This window comes from Methylobacterium sp. Leaf112 (assembly GCF_001423295.1).
Lineage (GTDB): Bacteria > Pseudomonadota > Alphaproteobacteria > Rhizobiales > Beijerinckiaceae > Methylobacterium.
In genome coordinates this window covers 1-18024 of sequence record NZ_LMNG01000009.1, presented here as the reverse complement: position 1 = coordinate 18024, position 18024 = coordinate 1, and the positions used below count along the sequence as shown (strand labels likewise).

General features: G+C 69.7%; 11 protein-coding genes, 1 pseudogene and 1 riboswitch. Of the genes and pseudogenes, 10 read left to right on the top strand and 2 right to left on the bottom strand.

What is annotated here, in order from left to right; all coding sequences use genetic code 11:
* Positions 1-196: 196 nt before the first annotated feature.
* Positions 197-3316 (bottom strand): efflux RND transporter permease subunit, encoded by a 3120-nt coding sequence (locus tag ASF52_RS05775; RefSeq protein ID WP_056169097.1) that lies wholly within the window; start codon positions 3314-3316, stop codon positions 197-199.
* Entirely contained in the window at positions 3313-4398 is a 1086-nt protein-coding gene (locus tag ASF52_RS05770; protein WP_056169094.1) for an efflux RND transporter periplasmic adaptor subunit, read from the bottom strand. The genes ASF52_RS05775 and ASF52_RS05770 overlap by 4 nt, the downstream gene beginning before the upstream one ends.
* A gap of 353 nt (positions 4399-4751) precedes the next feature.
* Here ASF52_RS05770 and ASF52_RS05765 point away from each other — a divergent pair, with 353 nt between their 5' ends.
* From ASF52_RS05765 to ASF52_RS05720, 10 genes and pseudogenes are all read left to right on the top strand, one after another.
* Positions 4752-6983 carry an ATP-binding protein gene (locus ASF52_RS05765; protein ID WP_244473712.1) on the top strand — a complete coding sequence of 744 codons (2232 nt, stop codon included), beginning with the start codon at positions 4752-4754 and terminating at the stop codon, positions 6981-6983.
* A 3-nt stretch (positions 6984-6986) separates the two neighbouring features.
* Complete coding sequence (locus ASF52_RS05760; protein ID WP_056169090.1) at positions 6987-7448, top strand: response regulator; 462 nt, start codon at positions 6987-6989, stop codon at positions 7446-7448.
* Positions 7448-9169, top strand: coding sequence for a response regulator (locus ASF52_RS05755; RefSeq protein ID WP_056169085.1), 1722 nt, complete (start codon positions 7448-7450; stop codon positions 9167-9169). The genes ASF52_RS05760 and ASF52_RS05755 overlap by 1 nt, the downstream gene beginning before the upstream one ends.
* Before the next feature lie 197 nt (positions 9170-9366).
* Positions 9367-9575: riboswitch (cobalamin riboswitch) on the top strand.
* Between the two features lie 350 nt (positions 9576-9925).
* Positions 9926-12070: a TonB-dependent siderophore receptor gene (locus ASF52_RS05750; protein WP_082515209.1), complete on the top strand. Its 2145-nt coding sequence runs from the start codon at positions 9926-9928 to the stop codon at positions 12068-12070.
* On the top strand, positions 12070-12792 hold the full coding sequence (locus ASF52_RS05745; protein WP_056169083.1) for an ABC transporter ATP-binding protein: 723 nt from the start codon (positions 12070-12072) through the stop codon (positions 12790-12792). The genes ASF52_RS05750 and ASF52_RS05745 overlap by 1 nt, the downstream gene beginning before the upstream one ends.
* Entirely contained in the window at positions 12789-14177 is a 1389-nt protein-coding gene (locus tag ASF52_RS05740; RefSeq protein WP_056169080.1) for a DUF3526 domain-containing protein, read from the top strand. Before ASF52_RS05745 ends, ASF52_RS05740 begins: the two co-directional genes overlap by 4 nt.
* Before the next feature lie 29 nt (positions 14178-14206).
* Positions 14207-15685, top strand: a complete 1479-nt coding sequence (locus ASF52_RS05735; protein WP_056169077.1) for a DUF3526 domain-containing protein — start codon at positions 14207-14209, stop codon at positions 15683-15685.
* Positions 15686-15729: 44 nt separating this feature from the next.
* Positions 15730-15993, top strand: a complete 264-nt coding sequence (locus ASF52_RS05730) for a hypothetical protein (RefSeq protein WP_244473711.1) — start codon at positions 15730-15732, stop codon at positions 15991-15993.
* Complete coding sequence (locus ASF52_RS05725) at positions 15990-17153, top strand: DUF1624 domain-containing protein (protein WP_056169072.1); 1164 nt, start codon at positions 15990-15992, stop codon at positions 17151-17153. Before ASF52_RS05730 ends, ASF52_RS05725 begins: the two co-directional genes overlap by 4 nt.
* A 189-nt stretch (positions 17154-17342) precedes the next feature.
* Positions 17343-18024, top strand: a pseudogene (locus ASF52_RS05720) (undecaprenyl-phosphate glucose phosphotransferase); the annotation flags it as partial.

Sequence of the window (18024 nt, the reverse complement as noted above, 5' to 3'; positions counted from 1 at the left end):
TCGACGACCCGACCCGACATATAAATGCGTTCTGTCATCTAACGAAGCGGTGGCTGCCCCGGCCGACCCCACGAAGCCGACGAGGAACGACATTCGACCGGCCTGCACGAGGGGGCAGGAGTTGCAGGCCGGTCGTCGTACCGCACGCCCCGTCGACGGCGTACGATCCGTGTATGCCCCCGATCGGGGCACGTTCTCATCCGGCCGGGCCCGCGGCCTCGGCCTGAATCGTGCCTCGTACGCCTCCCGATGCGACGGTGCGGCGCGGCTCCCGCGCGACCCGGAACCACAGGGCGTACAGGGCGGGCAGGAACAGCAGGGTCAGCAGGGTGCCGACGCCGACCCCGCCGATGAGCACGTAGGCGAGCGCCCCCCAGAACACCGAATGGGTGAGCGGGATGAAGGCGAGCATGGCCGCCGCCGCCGTCAGGATCACGGGCCGCGCCCGGCGCACGGTGGATTCCACGATGGCGTCGTAGTTCGACAGGCCCGCCGCCCGGTCGTGGTGGATCTGGTCCACCAGGATCAGGGTGTTGCGCATCAGGATGCCCGACAGCGCGATCAGCCCGAGGATCGCGTTGAAGCCGAAGGGCTGGTGGAAGAGCAGCAGGGTCGGCGCCGCTCCCACGAGGCCGAGCGGCGCGGTGGCGAACACCATGAACATCGTGGCGAACGAGCGCACCTGGATCATGATCACGGTGAGCGTCACGATCAGCATGATCGGGAACACCGCCACCAGCGACAGCATCGCCTTTTCGCTCTCCTCCACCGCACCCGCCGTGTCGATGCGGTAGCCCGGCGGCAGCTTCGCCTTGATCGGTGCCAACAGGGGGAAGACCTGGGCGTGGATGTCCGGGGGCTGACGGCCGTCGAGCACGTCGCCCTGGACCCGGATGTAGGTCTCGCGGTTGTAGCGCTTCAGCACAGCGTTCTCGGTGCGGGTCTCCAGCCGCGCCACCTGAGAGACCGGCACCTGGCGCCCGTCCTTCGTCGCCAGGGTCAGGTCGCCGATCTCGCCGAGGGAGCGCCGCTCGGGGCCGGGGCTGCGCAGCAGGACATCGACGGAGCGCAGGTTCTCACGCACCTGGGTGGCGGGCGTACCGTTGAGGTAGCTCTGCAATTGCTGACCGGCCTCCTTCGGAGTCAGACCGATCAGGCGCAGGCGCTCCTGGTCGAGGGCGAGGTGCAGGCTCGGGGTCCTGTCGCCCCAGTCGAGGTGGACGAGGCGCATGTTGGCGTTCGCCGCCATGACCTCCCGCACCTCGGCGGCGATGCCGCGGATGACGTCGAGGTCGGGCCCGACCACCCGGAAGGCGACGGGGAAGCGGATGGGCGGCCCGAACACGATCTGCTGCACCCGCACGCGGGCTTCGGGGAAGCGGCCCTCGTCGACGAGCTTTCGCACCTTGCCCCGCAGGGCATCGCGAGCGGCGGCGTCGGCGGTCTGCACCACGATCTGCGCGTAGGCGGGGTCCGGCAACTCGGGATCGAACGAGAGCACGAAGCGCGGCATGCCCTGGCCGATGTAGCTCGTGATCTCACCCGCCTCGGGCAGGTCGCGCACGGCCGTCTCGATCCGCTTGACGCTGGCTTCCGTCGTGGCGAAGGCCGAACCGGCCGGCAGGGACACCTCGACGATGAGTTCGGGCCGTTCGGAATTCGGGAAGAACTGCTGCTCGACACGGCCCATGGCCACCACGGCCAGGGCGAAGAGCCCGACCGTGATGCCGGCGGCGATCCACTTGTGATCGACGGACAGGCGCACGAGGCGGCGCAGGCGCTCGTAGTTCTTCGTGGCGTAGATCGCGTCGTGGCCGCCTTCGACCTTCTCGATATTCGGGAGCAGCTTGACGCCGAGATACGGCGTGAAGGTCACGGCCACGATCCACGAGATGATCAGCGAGAAGGCCACCACCCAGAAGATGTTGCCTGCGTACTCGCCCGCCGTGGAAGCGGCGAAGCCGACTGGCAGGAAGCCCGCGATGGTGACCAGGGTGCCGGTCAGCATCGGCGCGGCCGTGGCGCTCCAGGCATGGGTCGCCGCCTCGATGCGGTCGGCGCCTTCCTCCATGCGCACCACCATCATCTCGATGGCGATGATGGCGTCGTCGACGAGGAGGCCGAGCGAGATGATGAGCGCACCGAGGGTGATGCGGTCGAAGTCGCGGCCCGTGACCATCATGACCACGAACACGGCCGAGAGGGTGAGCGGCACGGCCAGCGCCACCACGATGCCGACCCGGAAGCCGAGCGCCACCAGGGATACGAAGATCACCACGCCGAGTGCCGTGAAGAACTTGACCATGAACTCGTGGATCGCGTCGTCGATGACCTTGGCCTGATCGGTGATCTTGGTGAAGCCGATGCCGAGAGGCATCTCGTGATGGATCGCCACCTCCTCGGCGTTGAGGGCTGCGCCGAGCTTGAGGCCGTTGAAGCCGGGCTTCATCACGAGTCCAAGCATCAGGGCGGGCTCGCCGTCGTTGCGGATCTCGAAGCTCTTCGGGTCCTCGTAGCCGCGCTTGACCTCGGCGATGTCGCCGAGCTTGAGGCTGCGGTCGCCGGCCGCGACCGGCAGGTCGCGGATCGCGTCGAGCCCGTCGATGGCCCCGTCGAGGCGCAGGTAGACGCGCGGACCCGCCGCCTCGACGAAGCCGGCCGGGGTCACGTCGTTCTGGTTGGAGAGCGCCGCCAGGAGTTGCTGGCCGGTGATGCCGAGGGTGGCGAGGCGTTGGTAGGAGATCTCGACGAAGATCTTCTGCGCCTGCTCGCCCAGGATGTTGATCTTTTCGACGCCGTTCACGCGCAGCAGACGCTGGCGCAGGTCCTCGGCGCGCAGCACCAGCTGGCGGTGGGGCAGGCCCTGGGCCTGCACGGCGTAGAGAGCGAAGTAGATGTCCGAGAACTCGTCGTTGAACAGAGGCCCGAGCACCCCGCGCGGCAGGCTCAAAGCTTGGTCGGAAAGCTTCTTGCGGGTCTGGTAGAACTCCGATTGGAGCTTGGCCGGGGGCATGTTGTCCTTGAAGATGACCTTGGTCACCATCAGGCCGGGGCGTACCGTGGTCTCGGCCCGGTCGTAGTAGACGAGCTCCTGCAGGCGCTTCTCCAGGGGGTCGGCGACCTGACGCTGCATCTCTTCCGCCGTGGCGCCGGGCCAGGCGGCCGAGACCGTCATGACCTTGACGGTGAAGGCCGGGTCCTCCGCCCGCCCGAGCTTGCCGAAGGCGAAGAAGCCGGCCCCCGTGAGTGCGATGATCAGGAACAGGGTGACCGCCCGCTCGCGGACCGCCAGGGCGGAGAGGTTGAGGCCGTTCATCGCACGGCTCCGGTCAGGCTCGGGGGCGCTTGGCGCACCTTCTGGTCGGCTTTGAGGAGATGGGCGCCGAGCGCCACGATCCGGTCGCCGGCGCTCAGACCCGTGACGATCTCCGCGCGTTCCTCGCCCATGCGGGCGACCTTGACGGCCTGCGGGCGCACCGTCTCGGTGGCGGCGTCGTAGCGCCAGACCGCCGTGCCGTGCCCCTGGTCGAACAGCGCGCCCAAGGGAACTTCCACCCGCTCGGAACGAACCGCATCGAGGGCTTTGAGCTGCAGGGTGACGGTGGCACCGAGCGGCGCGTCCTCGCCGCCGCCGGACAGGATGTACCGCGCCCGGTAGGTGCGTGTGGCGGGATCGGCAGTGGCCGACAGCTCGCGCAGTCGCGCCGGGTAGGTCGCCTCACCCTCCGCATAGAGCGTCGCGGAAGCCTCGCCCTGCGCCAGGCGCCGGCTGCCCTCGGGCAGGAACACCTCGGCCTCACGGGATCCGTCGCGGGCGAGCCTCACCACCGTCTGACCGGCCGCAACCACCTGGCCGGGCTCGGAGGGTACCTCCATCACCACGCCGTCCGCATCGGCCTTGAGCTCGGAATAACCGGCCTGGTTCTCGATCTGGCCGGCCTGGGCCTGCGCATTGGCGAACTGGGCGATGGCGGAATCGGCGGCACCCTTGTTCTGATCGTAGGTCTGCTTCGAGGTCCAGCCGTCCGATACGAGCTTGCGGCTGCGCTCCTCGTCGGCCCGGGCCTTGATCATCTGCGCACGCGCCGCTTCGACGGAGGCGCGCGCGGCATTGAGCGCGAGGGTGAAGTCGGTCCGATCGAGGCGCATCAGCGGCTGGCCACGCGTCACCCGGTCGCCCGGATCGACGAGGCGCTCGAAGATCTTGCCGCCGACCCGGAAGCCGAGGTTGCTCTCGGTGCGGGCTCGGATCACCCCGGTGTAGCGGGCGACGCCCCCCACCCCGGGCACGACCGCGACGGTCTGCACCAGCGGTGGCTCCGGAGACACGGCGGTCTCGGCCGGCGAGCAGGCCGCGAGCGCCAATGCGCTCAGCCCAAACACCCATCTCGCATCCATGCCCGCCTCCTCGCACCGAACCGGCGCGTTTTAAATTATGTTCGACATTTATTATGGCGCGGAGCAGCCGTCAATGGTCGCTGCGGGCGCTTCCGGGACTGCGACGGAGCGGCGGAGCGGCGCGTGCTCCCACGAAAGCCGGAACCTTCGATCGCAGCGACCGGATGGCGGTCCCGGTCGAGCTCGCTCGGGCCCATCGCACGGATGTGACTTTTGAGCCCTCACAAACGGACCGATCCGTGGCGTTGGCGCGTAGGCGGGGAAGTTACGCAGTGTTACATGATCCTAAACCTCCGGCTCCGACGAGCCGCCATCGCGGGAGACTGTTCCGGTTGAAGCCACGGATGGACACGATGCCGAGGATCGACCTCACGGCCTGCGACCGCGAGCCCATCCACATCGTCGGCAGCGTGCAGCCCCACGGCTTCCTGCTGACCCTGGACGCAGCGAGCCTCGTCGTGGCGCAGGCCAGTGCGAACGCGCCGGCTCGGGTCGTCGCCGGCGCGAGCCTCGATGCTGTCCTGCCCGAGTTGGTCGCGGTGGTGCGCCGTTACCTCGACGCTGCGCCGGCCGAGGACGGGGCCCACTACCTGCGCACGGTGACGCTCGGCCCGGCGGGTGCGCGGCAGACCTACGAGGTCGCGGCACACCGGGTCGACGACCTCGTCGTGCTCGAACTCGAAGAGGCGGATGCTTCCGTCGAGGAAGGGCTCGATGCCCTGACGCCACGGCTGCGTGCCTTCGTACAGCGTCTGCGGGTGGCCCGCTCCATCGAGGAGCTTTGCGACATCGTCGCCGAGGATATCCGGCACATCACCGGCTTCGATCGGGCGCTGGTCTACCGTTTCGACCGGGACTGGCACGGCACCGTGCTGGCCGAGAACGGAAACGGGGTCCTGCCGTCCTACCTCGATCTGCGCTTTCCCGCCTCCGACATCCCGGCCCAGGCGCGTGAACTCTACCGCCGCAACCGCCTGCGCATCATCCCGGATGCCGGATACGCGGCGGTCCCGATCATGCCGCCCCTGACGCCGGCGGGTACGCCCCTCGATCTCAGTCAATCCGTCCTGCGCAGCGTCTCGCCCGTGCACGTCGAGTACATGCGCAACATGGGCACGATGGCGTCCATGTCGGTGTCGATCCTCGTCGACGACACGCTCTGGGGCCTGATCTCCTGCCACAACCGCACTCCGCACCGGGTGCCCCTGCAGGCGCGCAACGCCTGCGACGTCCTCACCCAGATCTTCGCCCTGCAACTCTCCGCCCGCGAGCGGGGCGCCCAGGCCGAGCAGCGCTTGGCACTCGGGGCGGTCCAGGCGCGGCTTCTCGGGTTCATGGCCGAGGAGGACAGCTTCGTCGACGGTTTGTTGAAGCATCCCGACGACGTCCTGGCGCTGGTGAACGCGGCGGGAGCCGCCATCGTCACGGGCGACCATTGCCGCGTCATCGGCACGACGCCTTCCGAGGCCGAGGTCCGGACCCTGTACGACTGGCTCTCGGTCGAGGGCGATGCGGCGGAGGTCTTCGCCACGGAGTCGCTGTCGGAGCTTCTGCCGGCGGCCGCGGCTTTCGCCACCGAGGCCAGCGGCCTGCTCGCGATCTCGGTTTCCAAGAAGTACGCGAGCTACATCCTCTGGTTCCGGCCGGAGGTGGTGCGGACGGTGAAGTGGGGCGGCAATCCGGTCAAGCCGGCGACGCCCGATCCGGAGGGCGGCCCCGACCGCCTGCATCCGCGAAAGTCGTTCGAGATCTGGAAGGAAACGCTGAAGGGGCGCGCGCTCCCCTGGAGCGTCCCGGAGATCGAGGCGGCCAAGGATCTGCGCGCCTCGGTCCTCGGGATCGTGCTGCGCCGGGCGGAGGAACTGGCCGCGCTGAGCGAGGAGCTTCAGCGCTCCAACAAAGAGCTGGAGGCATTCTCCTACTCGGTCAGCCACGACCTGCGGGCCCCGTTCCGCCACATCGTCGGCTACTCGAACCTCCTGAAGACCCGCGAGGGCGCCAACCTGTCGGACAAGGGCCGGCACTACGTCGACACCATCATCGAGGCGGCGTTCTCGGCCGGAACCCTCGTGGACAACCTGTTGGCCTTCTCGCAGATGGGCCGCAACGCCCTGAACCGGGTATCGGGCGACATGAACGCCCTGGTTGAGGAGGTCCGGCGCAAGGTTCTGCGCGATGCGGCGCCCGCACACGTCGTGCGCTGGGAGATCGGGCCCCTGGGCCGTGCCTACGCCGACCCGTTCATGCTGCGCCTCGTCATCGAGAACCTGCTTTCGAACGCGCTGAAGTACAGCCGGAACCGACCCGAGGCGGTCATCGAGATCGGACGGCTTCCCCCAAAAGACGGCGAGGCTGTCTTCTTCGTCCGCGACAACGGGGTCGGCTTCGACATGACCTATGTCGACAAGCTCTTCGGCGTGTTCCAGCGCCTGCACCGAGTCGAGGAGTTCGAGGGCACCGGCATCGGGCTCGCCAACGTGCGCCGCATCGTCGAGCGCCATGGCGGCCGGACCTGGGCCGAGGGCCGGCTCGGCGAGGGCGCGACCTTCCACTTCACGCTGCCCTTGCGGGGCGAGGCACCCTGAGAGATGGCCAACCTGAAACCGATCCTTCTCGTCGAAGACAATCCCAACGACATCGAGCTCACGCTCGCGGCACTGGAAGCGGGTCAGCTCGCCAACGAAATCGTCATTTGCCGGGACGGGGCGGAGGCCCTCGATTTCGTCTACAGGCGAGGCGCACACGTGAACCGAGCGTTGCAGGACCCGGCCGTGATCCTGCTCGACCTGAAGCTGCCCAAGGTCGATGGCTTGGAGGTCCTGGCCAAGGTGAAGGGCGATCCGCAGACCCGGTCCATCCCGGTGGTGATGCTCACCTCCTCGCGCGAAGAGACCGACGTGGTGCGCTCCTACGACCTCGGGGTGAACGCATTCGTGGTGAAGCCCGTTGGGTTCAACGAATTCTTCTCGGCCATCCAGGAACTCGGCGTGTTCTGGGCCGTCCTGAACGAGCCGCCGCCGCACAAGGGAGGCTGGCCATCGAACACCTGATGGACGCCGACGACGCGATCCGCATCCTCCACCTGGAGGACAGCGATCTCGACGCCGAACTGGTGGAGGCCGCCCTCGACGGCATGGGGCGCCCCTACGTGATCGATCGGGTGATGGACCGCCCCGATTTCGCCGCCGCCGCCCTACCGGGCCGTCATGACTTGATCCTCGCGGATTTCGTCCTGCCGACCTTCGACGGCATCAGCGCCCTCGCCGTTGCACGGGAGCAGTGCCCGGACACGCCGTTCGTCTTCGTGTCCGGCACCCTCGGCGAGGAGACCGCCGTCGAGGCGTTGAAGAACGGCGCCGTCGACTACATCACGAAGCAGCGCCTCGAGCGTCTTCCACGCACCGTCCTGCGGGCGTTGGCGGAGGCCCAGGCGAAGGCCGACAAGCGTCGGGCGGAGGCCGCGCTTCAGGCGCTCAACGATACGCTGGAACTCCGCATCGCCGAGCGGACGCGGGAACTCGCCACCTCGAACGCCGAATTGCAGATGCAGATCGTCGAGCGCGAGCGGGTGGAAGAGGCCCTGCGCCTCGCCCAGCGCCTGGAGGCCGTCGGGCAGCTCACGAGCGGTGTCGCGCACGACTTCAACAACCTGCTCACCGTCATCTCGGGCAACATCGAGTTCCTCGGGCGCGAAGTCTCGACCGAGCGCTCGAAGCGTCGGCTCGCGATGATGAAGGGAGCGGCGGATCGGGGCGCGAATCTCACGGCGCAGCTCCTCGCCTTCTCCCGCCGCCAGAGGCTGGAGCCCACCCCGGTCAGTCTGAACCAGACCGTCGCCTCCATGCGCGACCTGCTCCAGAGCTCCATCGGCGGCGCGGTGCGCATCGAGACGACCCTGCAGCCCGACCTGTGGCCGGCCTTGGTGGATGCGACTCAGATCGAACTCGTCATCCTCAACCTCGCCATCAACGCGCGCGACGCCATGGTGGTCGGGGGATGTCTGACCATCGAGACGGCCAACGTCACGGTCACCGGCCCCCAGACGCGCCCCGAGCAGCCGATGCCGGGCGAGTACGTGATGGTGGCCGTCAGCGACACGGGCACGGGCATGCCGCCGGAGGTGGTGGCGCGCGCCTTCGAGCCGTTCTTCACCACCAAGGAGGTCGGCAAGGGTTCGGGGCTCGGGCTCGCCCAGGCCTACGGCTTCGTGAAGCAGTCCGGCGGCGGCATCCGCATCGACACGATCGTCGGGGAGGGGACCTCGATCCGAGTCTACCTGCCCCGCGTCGAGGACGGAACGAGCGCCGTCCACGAGGCCCCCCACATGACCGCATGCGGGCTTGGCCGCTTGCCGGGCGGACAATCGGTCCTGCTCGTCGTCGATGACGACACGGCTGTGCGCGAGGTCACCACCACCCGCCTCGCGGAGGCCGGTCACGCGGTGCGCGAGGCGGGCTCGGGCCTCGCGGGACTGGCGTCCCTCGAGGCGGACCCTTGCGTCGATCTCGTGGTGCTGGACTTCGCGATGCCGGGCATGAATGGGGCCGAGGTCGCCACCGAGATCCGCAAACGCTGGCCCAGCCTGCCGATTCTGTTCGTCACCGGCTATGCGGACACCACGGCCCTGATGCAGGTCGGCGCGGTCGGCGCCGACAGTATCGTTCAGAAACCGTTCCGGGACGGCGAGTTGGAACGCAAGGTCGGGGAGGCCATCGTGAATCGACCCGCGCCCGGTCTGCGCCTGGTCTCGGGCGGCTCCTCCGGCAGCTGAATCGATCGTCCGCCCCGGATCCGCGGGTTTCGAGGAAGACAGCCGGCTGGCGTCCTGGACCTCGCCGCCTTCGTCCTCGGTGTGCGCGGCGCCGGGGCTCGCCACGATCCTGCGTGTCTCGGCCCGGCAGGTCTCGCGCCGTGACGTTCCGATCGGCGGCCGAGGGCGCTCGGCCTTGACTTCTCCGGACCCGGATGGAACCGTACAGCCGTCAAGGTTCTCGCGGTCCTCGGATCGCGAGCTAAGAGGGAATTCGGTCGAGCCCATCGGGGCGATGCCGAAGCTGCCCCCGCAACTGTGAGCGGTGAGCCGCTGCCGAGAACGGTCACTGGTGCCATGCACCGGGAAGGCCAGGCAGAGGCGTCGATCCGTGAGCCAGGAGACCTGCCTTGGCGACGAACGTCTCTCGGGCGGGGTGCTCCGGTGGGTCGCATGATCGACGTCGGCCCGTCATGGTCGGCGCGCGCCCGTGCTGCTCGGCCTGACACGTCCAGAACCATTTGGATGGTGTTGATGGCCGCGATCGATCACCCCTTTCCCGAAAGCGTTCCCGCTCAGAACCGGCCCGGCGACACGGAGCCCGTGCCCGAACTCGGCTTGCTTGGTTTCGGCGTGCAAGGTTTCAGCTTGCATGGTCAAGCTTCGCAACGTAATAATGTTTCAAACGCCATTCAGGCTCCTGAGCCGGTGCCGGGGGGCGTCCCGTCATCGGGCGACGGGCTGGAGCGGCGCTCATCCCGTTCGAGACCCGATACGATGCTCCTGAAAAACGGCCTGCGCCTCGGCGTCGCCCTCGCGGCCCTGTCCCTGACGCCGTCGGTCCGTGCCGAGGAGACGGCGGTCACCCTGGACACCCTCACGGTGGAGGGCACCGGCATCGGCCTCAACGTGCCGGAAGGCGCCATCGGACTCATCGGCCCGACCCCGGGTTTCAGCGCGGCGCGCGCCGTGAGCAGCACCAAGACCGACACGCCCCAGCGCGACGTGCCCCAGGTCGTCACGGTTGCCTCGCGCGAGGTCATCACCGATCTGGCCGCGACGCGAGTCGACCGGGTGTTCAACTACACCCCCGGCGTCGCCCAGCAGAACAACTTCGGCGGCCTCACCGTGTTCAGCTACGCCGTGCGCGGCGTGACCACGTCCGAGATCTTCAAGAACGGCTTTGCCATCAACCGAGGGTTCCCGCCGCCGCCCGACACCCAGAACGTCGAGCGTATCGAGGTGCTGAAGGGCGCGGGCGGCGCCCTGTTCGGGCGCAGCGATCCCGGCGGCGTGGTCAACATCATCACCAAGCAGCCGACGGCCGAGCGCTTCGTCGAGATGGGCGGCCTGTGGGGCAGCTTCGAGCAGTTCCGCGGCACCGTGGATGCCGGCGGCGCCCTCAACGAGGACAAGACGGTCCAGTACCGCTTCAACTTCGCGGGCGGGCGCCAGAACAGCTTTCGCGATTTCGTCGACGGCGACCGGCTGTTCGTGGCGCCGTCCCTCAGCTGGCAGATCACGCCTGACACCAAGGTCACCGTCGAGACCGAATTCGTGCGCAACCGCATCGTGTTCGACCGGGGCGTGATCGCCATCAACCGGCAGCTCGGCTTCCTGCCGATCTCGCGCTTCCTCGGCGAGCCGGGCCAGAGCACCGAGCAGACCTCGAACACGATGCAGGTGCGCCTGGAGCACCGCTTCGACGCCGATTGGCAGATGCGGCTCGGCGCACATTTCAACACCGGCACCCTGGAGGGCGAATCCGCCGAGGTCCGGAGCATCGCGGCCGACAATCGCACCGTTGCCCGCGACCGCAACTTCCGGGACTACCGCTGGGACACCGCCATCGGCCAGGCCGAGGTGGTGGGCCGCTTCGCCACCGGGCCCCTGGCGCACACCCTGCTCCTCGGCTTCGAGCGCGAGAGCACCGACAGCCGCACGGTCTATCTGCGCTCGAATATTCGCCAGAACCCGTTTTCCATCGACATCTACAACCCGCGCTACGGCCAGCCCCTGCCGCCGCTCACCATCCCGCGCAACAACCTCGAGCGGGTGACCAATACGGCCCTCTACGCCCAGGACCAGATCGCGCTCAGCCCCGAATGGAAGGCGCTGCTCGGCGTCCGGTTCGATTTCTTCGAGCAGTCGTTCCGCGAGCGCATTCCGCGCAGCGACGTCGAGCAGTCGCGCGCCGCCGCGACGCCCCGCGCCGGACTCGTCTATCAGCCGCTCCCCGAACTCGCCCTCTACACCAATGTCGGCACGAGCTTCCGGCCGAACATCGGCCCAGATGCGGCGGCGGCCTCGCGCGGGGTGCCGTTCGCCCCCGAGACGGGCATCGGCTACGAAGTCGGCGCCAAGCTCGACCTCTATGGCGGGGCGCTCGGCCTCACCGGTGCGGCGTTCCATATCGAGCGTGAGAACGTACTGACGCCCGACCCCAACAACAGCGGCTTCTCCCTCGCGGCGGGCGGGGTGCGCAGCCAGGGCTTCGAACTCACGGCCACGGGCCAGATCTCGCCGGAGCTGCGTCTCATCGGCGGCTACGTCTACGCCGACGCCGTAGTGACGAAGGACAACGTCCTGCCCGTGGGTGCCCCCCTCATCAACATCCCCAAGCACAGCGGCAGCCTGCTCGCCGTCTACGAAGTCCAGTCCGGCCCCTACGCGGGCCTCGGGATCGGGGGCGGCGTGCGTGGGGTCGGCGAACGCGCCGGCGATGCGGGCGGCACCGGTTTCGTCCTGCCGGCCTACGTGGTCGCCGACGCGCTGGCGTATTACCGCTACGAGAACATCCGCTTCGGCTTCAACGTCGAGAATATCTTCGACAGTGAGATCTACGAGAGCTCGCTCAACGTGTTCCGGGTCTATCCCGGCGCACCGCGACGCTTCACCGGCACCGTCTCGGTGCGGTTCTGATGCTGGAGTCGCACGAACCGGTCCTGGCGATCGGCGACGTCGTCATGACCTTCGGCCGTCGCAGGGCCCTCGACGGCCTGACCCTGACGTTACATGCGGGCGAAGTCTTCGCCCTGCTCGGCCCCAACGGGGCCGGCAAGACCACGACCATCAACCTCATCCTGGGTTTCCTGAAAGCGGAGAGCGGGACGGTCCGGGTCTGTGGAATCGATGCGGGCGCCGCCCCCATCGCGGCGCGGGCGGCCATCGCCTACATCCCCGAGCAGGTGGCGCTCTATCCCACGCTCTCGGGCCGGGAGAACCTGCGCTACTTCACGACGCTGGCGGGCCTCGCCCTGTCTCGCGATGCGGCCGACCGCCTGCTGGCGCAAGCCGGTCTCGCGACCGAGGCGCACGCGCGCAAGGCTGCGACCTATTCGAAGGGCATGCGCCAGAAGGTCGGCATCGCCATCGCCCTGGCGCGCCGCGCCCGGCTGCTGCTCCTCGACGAGCCGACCTCGGGCCTCGATCCGAGCGCGTCGGCGGATTTCTCGGCCGTGGTCCGGGCGGCCGCCGCCCGCGGCACAACCGTGCTGATGGCGACCCACGACCTCTACCGGGTCAAGGAGGTCGCCGACCGGGTCGGCGTGCTCCAGACCGGACGCATCGTCGAGGAGATCAGCCCGGCACACCTCGACCATGCGGCGTTGGAGCGCCTCTACATCGAGCGGCTCGCGTCGTGAGGCGGGTCCGGGCCGAACTCGGCCAGCTCCTGCGCGACGCCCGCCTGCGCTGGATCGGCGCCGTCCTGGTGGTGCTCCTCGGCGTGGCCCTCGCCGGAGCCTGGCGACAGGCCGTGCGCGATGCCGGCGATGTGAGAGCGATCGCGCAGGCCGAGCGCGGACGCTGGCTCGGCCAGGACGCCAAGAACCCGCATTCGGCCGATCATTACGGGCTGTGGGTGTTCAAGCCGTCCGCGCCGCTCGCGATCCTGGATCCCGGCATCGAGCCCTATACCGGCCGCATGGTCCGCATCGAGGCCCACCTGTTCAACGATGCGGTCTTCCGGGCGGTCCAGGACGCCAACCCGCTCGCGCGCGCCGGCCTCGGCAGCGTCGCCGACATCGTCCAGCTCATCGTGCCCCTGGCCGCGATCCTCCTCGGCTTCTCCGCCTTCGCCGCCGACCGCGAGCGCGGTACCCTGCGGCTGGCACTCGGCAACGGCGCTGCGCCAGGCCGGCTGTTCATGGCCCGCTTCGGCGCGCTCCTCGCCGCCCTGGCCCTCCTCGTAGGCCTGCCGTTGCTCGTCCTCGGCGGCCTCGCTGCGGTGAGCCTCGACGCGCCCGGCTGGGAGGTGTGGCCGCGCCTCGTCCCGTGGGTGGCCGCACAGCTCACCTATGCGGCCCTGTTCCTCGTTCTGGCCATGACCCTGTCGCTGACGGCCCGCACGGCCCGCTCGGCGCTGGCGGCATCGCTGCTGGCCTGGGTGCTCGTCTGCGTGGCCGCTCCCCGCCTCGCCACCGTCGCGGTGGACGCCACCACACCGGCGCTCTCCTACGGCGAGACCCGCGCCCGGATCGAGGAGACCTTCCGGGGGCACCGCACCGCGGAAGCGAACGACGACCGGGCCAAGGCCGTCCTCGCCCGCTACGGCGTCACCGACCCGGACGCCCTGCCCGTCGACCTGCGCGGCCTGATGATGAGCGAGAACGAGCAGCACAATTTCGCGGTGTTCGATGCCGCGTTCGGCGCCTTCTTCGACAGCCTGCTGCGCCAGGAGCGGGCCTATGCCTGGGCCGGGCTCCTGTCCCCGCGCATCGCCCTCCAGGCGCTCTCCGCCGCCCTCGCGGGAACGGACTTTCCCCAGCATGTCCGCTTCGTCTGGGCCGCCGAGCATTACCGCCGGGGCATCTCGCGGCGGATGAACCAGGCGATCATCGACAATCCGCAGGGCGGAGAGCGCCGCTACACCGCCGACCACGACCTCTGGGAGACGGTGCCGCCCTTCGATCATGGCCCGATGCCCCTGGCAGACGCGGCCTGGGCCGTGCCCCTCGCCATCCTGGCGACGTGGCTCGCCGTCCTGGGCGGAGCCGCCGTCCTGGCGGTCCGGCGGCTGACGCCATGAAGCTGACGCCATGGAGAACGGATCACGCCGTGAGGCGCGCCCTTCGCCTCCTCGCCGCCGAGACCGGCATGGTTCTGCGCGAGCGGCTGACCTGGGCGGTACTGGCGGCCCTGTTCGCCGCCCTGCTGCTCGGCGCCCATACGGGGGCCGTACGGGTGGAGGCCGAGCGCGCCGCCCTCGCGACGCTGGCCGCGGAAGAGGGGCGGGCCGTCGTCGCCGCCCGCGAGGCCTACGCCCGCTACGCACGGGCGACGCCGGTGAAGATCAACTACTGGCAGGATCCGACCAACGCCTTCGGCTACATGACGCAGTTCCTCACCGTCCACGCCGTGAAGCCGCCGACCCCGCTCGCTGCCCTGGCCACCGGGCAGTCCGACGTGCAGCCCTCGTTCATGCGCGTGAGTTTCGGGTCGAGCACCGTCTTCGACGATGTCGCGTACGAACTCGGGTCGGCGGCGCGGCTGAAGCTCGGAGCCTTCGATCTCGCCTTCGTACTCGCCGTGCTCGTGCCGCTCGCCATCATCGCGCTCGCCGGCACCCGCCTCTCGGTGGAACGGGATTCCGGCACGCTTCGGCTCATCGCGGCCCAGCCCATCGGGCCGCGTGCCGTGGCGGGGGCGAAGTTCGGGGCCGTGGCCGGGATCCTCGTGGTGGCGGTGCTCGGGCAAACCGGTCTCGCCCTATGGCTGACCGGCGCGATCCGGTCCCTCGCCGGCTCGGGCGTCACACTGGGGCTGCTGGCGGGCGCGCTCGCCGCCTACATCCTCGTGTGGGTCGCGGCCTGCGCCCTCGTGGCGACCCTGTGGCGGGGCGCCGTGGCCGCCCTGTCGATCCTCGTCCTCGCCTGGACCCTGTTCACGGTGGCGGTCCCGGCAGCGGCCTCCATCGCGGTCGATTGTCTCACGGACAAGCCCTCGCGCATCGCCGCCATCGATGCGAGCCGGCAGGTGCAGGACGCCTTCGCCAACGGCGGCGCGGGACCACGGCTCACGGCCCAGTGGTTGGCCCGGATTCCCGGTGCGGCGGGGCGCGCCGACCTCGTCGAGGCGCCCGAGATCAAGCGTCTCGCCCGCGACGCCCATTACGACGTACAACTCGATGCGCGTCGCGAGAGTTTTCGCGCGCACGACCGGGAGAGCGCCGCGCTGAGCCGGTGGCTCGCCCTGGCCTCGCCCGTCACCACCTTCGACTTCGCCCTCCAGCGGGCCGCCGGCACCGATGCCGGGCGGCACGCCGCCTTCCTCGCCTCGGCCGCTGCCTACCGGCGGACCCTGCGGGCTTTCTTCGAGCCGCGCATCGTCGCGCAGGCCCTGAACCCGGTGCCGGTCTGCGCCGGCTGCCAGGCCCGCCTCGATTTCGACGCCTACGACGACGTGCCCCGCTTCCAGCCCAGCATCGATCTGACAGCCGGGCGCCGGGGCGCCCTCATGGCCCTGGCCTGGCTCATCGTCCTCGCGGGCGGTCTCGCGCTGTCCGCCCGGGCCCGGCTGAAAGCCTGGCCGGCGTGAAGCGGACTGCCCGGCGTTCCCTGCCCGCACACCCCATGGACCCCATGCCCGAGACCTCCGGTGCCGGCCCGCGACCACGCCGTTGCGGCGATGCCGGGCGGCGCGCCGCCATCGCCCGGGCACGGGGATTCGCGCGCGGCCTCGCGCCGGTCCTGCTGGAGATCCGGGCAGAGGGATTCACGACGCCGAGCGGCATCGCCCGGGCCATGACCCGGCGCGGGGTCCGCAAACCGCGCGGCAGCACCGTCTGGGCGGCGAGTTGCGTGCAGAAGCTGCTGCGCACACTTGGGGAGGGAGCGGAACGATGACGATCTCCGGTCCGGCGCGGCCGACAGGGCGCATCGCCGCCATCGACGCCCTGCGCGGGCTCGTGATGCTGCTCATGCTCGTCGATCACGTGCGGGAGTTCTTCTTCCTGCACGCCCAGGTCCGCGACCCCATGGATCTCGCGGCGACGGAGCCCGGCTTGTTCTGGACCCGGGCGGCCTCGCACATCTGCGCGCCGGTCTTCGTCCTGCTCACCGGCCTGTCCGCCAGCCTCTACGCGGCCAAACAAAACACCGGCAAGCACGGGGATCGTGCGAAAGCCTCGGCCTTCATGCTGAAGCGGGGCCTGATCCTGGTGCTCCTCGAAGTCACCCTGGTGAACGTCGCCTGGACGCGCAGCCTCCTGCCGCCGATCCTCTACCTCCAGGTGATCTGGGCCATCGGCATCAGCATGATCGCCCTGGCCGGACTGCTGTGGCTACCCCGCGCGGCACTCATCGGCGTCGCCCTGGCGATCATGCTCGGGCACAACCTGCTGACGTCCTTCGCCCTCGTGCCGGGTGAGACCGGCTACATCCTGTGGACGATCCTGCACCAGCGCGGCTTCATCGACCTGCCGTGGGGTGTCGCGCGCACCTCCTACCCCGTCCTGCCCTGGATCGGCGTCATCGCGGCCGGCTACGCTCTCGGGCCGTGGTTCGTCGGAACGATGCCGGGGCCGACGCGCCGGCTCCTCGGCCTCGGGGCGGCGGCGCTCGCGGGCTTCGCGATCCTGCGCGGCCTCAACGGCTACGGCGAACCGGTGCCGTGGCAAGCCGGCGCCTCCTGGGACGCGACGCTCAGGGCGTTCCTGAACCTGACGAAGTACCCGCCCTCGGCCGATTTTCTCCTGGCGACCCTCGGCCCTGGCCTGATTCTGCTGGCATGCCTGGAGGCGGTTCCGCCGCGTCGGCTCGCCTGGCTCTGTACCTTCGGCGGCGTGCCGCTGTTCTTCTACGTCACGCACCTCTACGCCCTGCGCCTGCTCCACGACGGACTCCTCTGGGCGGGCCTTGCCGGCTCCGCCGGACGGATCGAGGCGCCGGGTCCGGGCTATCTCTGGCTCATCGCCGCCGCCCTGAGCCTCGCGCTCTACCCCGCCTGCCGCTGGGCGGTCCGGTTCAAGCGCCGCAGCACCGCGCCCTGGGTCAGCTACTTCTGAGGGCGTATCCCCAGATCCGACGCGATGAGCGCCGATCCGGCGGATCGCGTTAAACGTTCCGTGAGGCGGTCATGCCAGGGGTTGTGGGTCGCGTTTCCCCTCGTGAAACGCCCCCTGCGCCCTGTTGTCCGGTTTCAGAACCGGGCGTGGCGCGGGGCACGCCGCATGCCCTGAGATCTGGAGGCTTCGATGCCTGCCTTCGACGTCCGCGATTTGTTGGAGGCGGCGGGTCAGACGGACCGGCAGGCCGCCGCTCCCACGACCCAGCCCATCGGGACAACCGAGGCGCAGGGACGGGGGAATGCGGGGAGGGGGGAGCCGCTGTCCCCGGTGGTGCTCGTCGATTGCGTGCGGGCCGGCGAGTTTCTCCTCATCCTCGCCCTCGGCGTCGCGGTCCGGCACCTGTCCGCCACCTGCCTCGCCCCACTCTCGTTTCGACAATTCGCGGCCGCCTTCGGTGTCGCGGTTCTGGCCGTCGGTCTGTTCCAGGCTGCCGGCGCCTACCGCATCGACGCCGTACGCAGCCTGCGCACGGGCCTGCGGCTGGGCCTGGCCTGGACGGCGACGGTCCTCGTCGTCGGCACCGGCCTCGTCCTGGCCGAGGCCGACGATCCATGCACCCGGGCTTGGCTCGCGAACCTCTTCGCCCTTGGCCTCGGCCTTCTCCTCGCCGAACGCTTCGCCGTCGCCCGCATCATCCGCACGCGGATGCGGCGTGGCCGGTTCGACCGGCGCACGGCCATCGTGGGCGGCGGGCCCGTGGCCGAGGACCTGATCCGCGCCCTCGACGCCCAGGCCGAGTCCGGCATCCGCATCGTCGGCGTGTTCGACGACCGCGGCGACCGGCGCTCCGACACCGTCGTGGCGGGGG

What these genes read in the sequence shown, in the direction of transcription:
- ASF52_RS05775 (WP_056169097.1), bottom strand. Translation starts at nt 3,316, where the DNA reads ATGAACGGCCTCAACCTCTCCGCCCTGGCGGTCCGCGAGCGGGCGGTC.
- ASF52_RS05770 (WP_056169094.1), bottom strand. Translation starts at nt 4,398, where the DNA reads ATGGATGCGAGATGGGTGTTTGGGCTGAGCGCATTGGCGCTCGCGGCC.
- ASF52_RS05765 (WP_244473712.1), top strand. Translation starts at nt 4,752, where the DNA reads ATGCCGAGGATCGACCTCACGGCCTGCGACCGCGAGCCCATCCACATC.
- ASF52_RS05760 (WP_056169090.1), top strand. Translation starts at nt 6,987, where the DNA reads ATGGCCAACCTGAAACCGATCCTTCTCGTCGAAGACAATCCCAACGAC.
- ASF52_RS05755 (WP_056169085.1), top strand. Translation starts at nt 7,448, where the DNA reads ATGGACGCCGACGACGCGATCCGCATCCTCCACCTGGAGGACAGCGAT.
- ASF52_RS05750 (WP_082515209.1), top strand. Translation starts at nt 9,926, where the DNA reads ATGCTCCTGAAAAACGGCCTGCGCCTCGGCGTCGCCCTCGCGGCCCTG.
- ASF52_RS05745 (WP_056169083.1), top strand. Translation starts at nt 12,070, where the DNA reads ATGCTGGAGTCGCACGAACCGGTCCTGGCGATCGGCGACGTCGTCATG.
- ASF52_RS05730 (WP_244473711.1), top strand. Translation starts at nt 15,730, where the DNA reads ATGCCCGAGACCTCCGGTGCCGGCCCGCGACCACGCCGTTGCGGCGAT.
- ASF52_RS05725 (WP_056169072.1), top strand. Translation starts at nt 15,990, where the DNA reads ATGACGATCTCCGGTCCGGCGCGGCCGACAGGGCGCATCGCCGCCATC.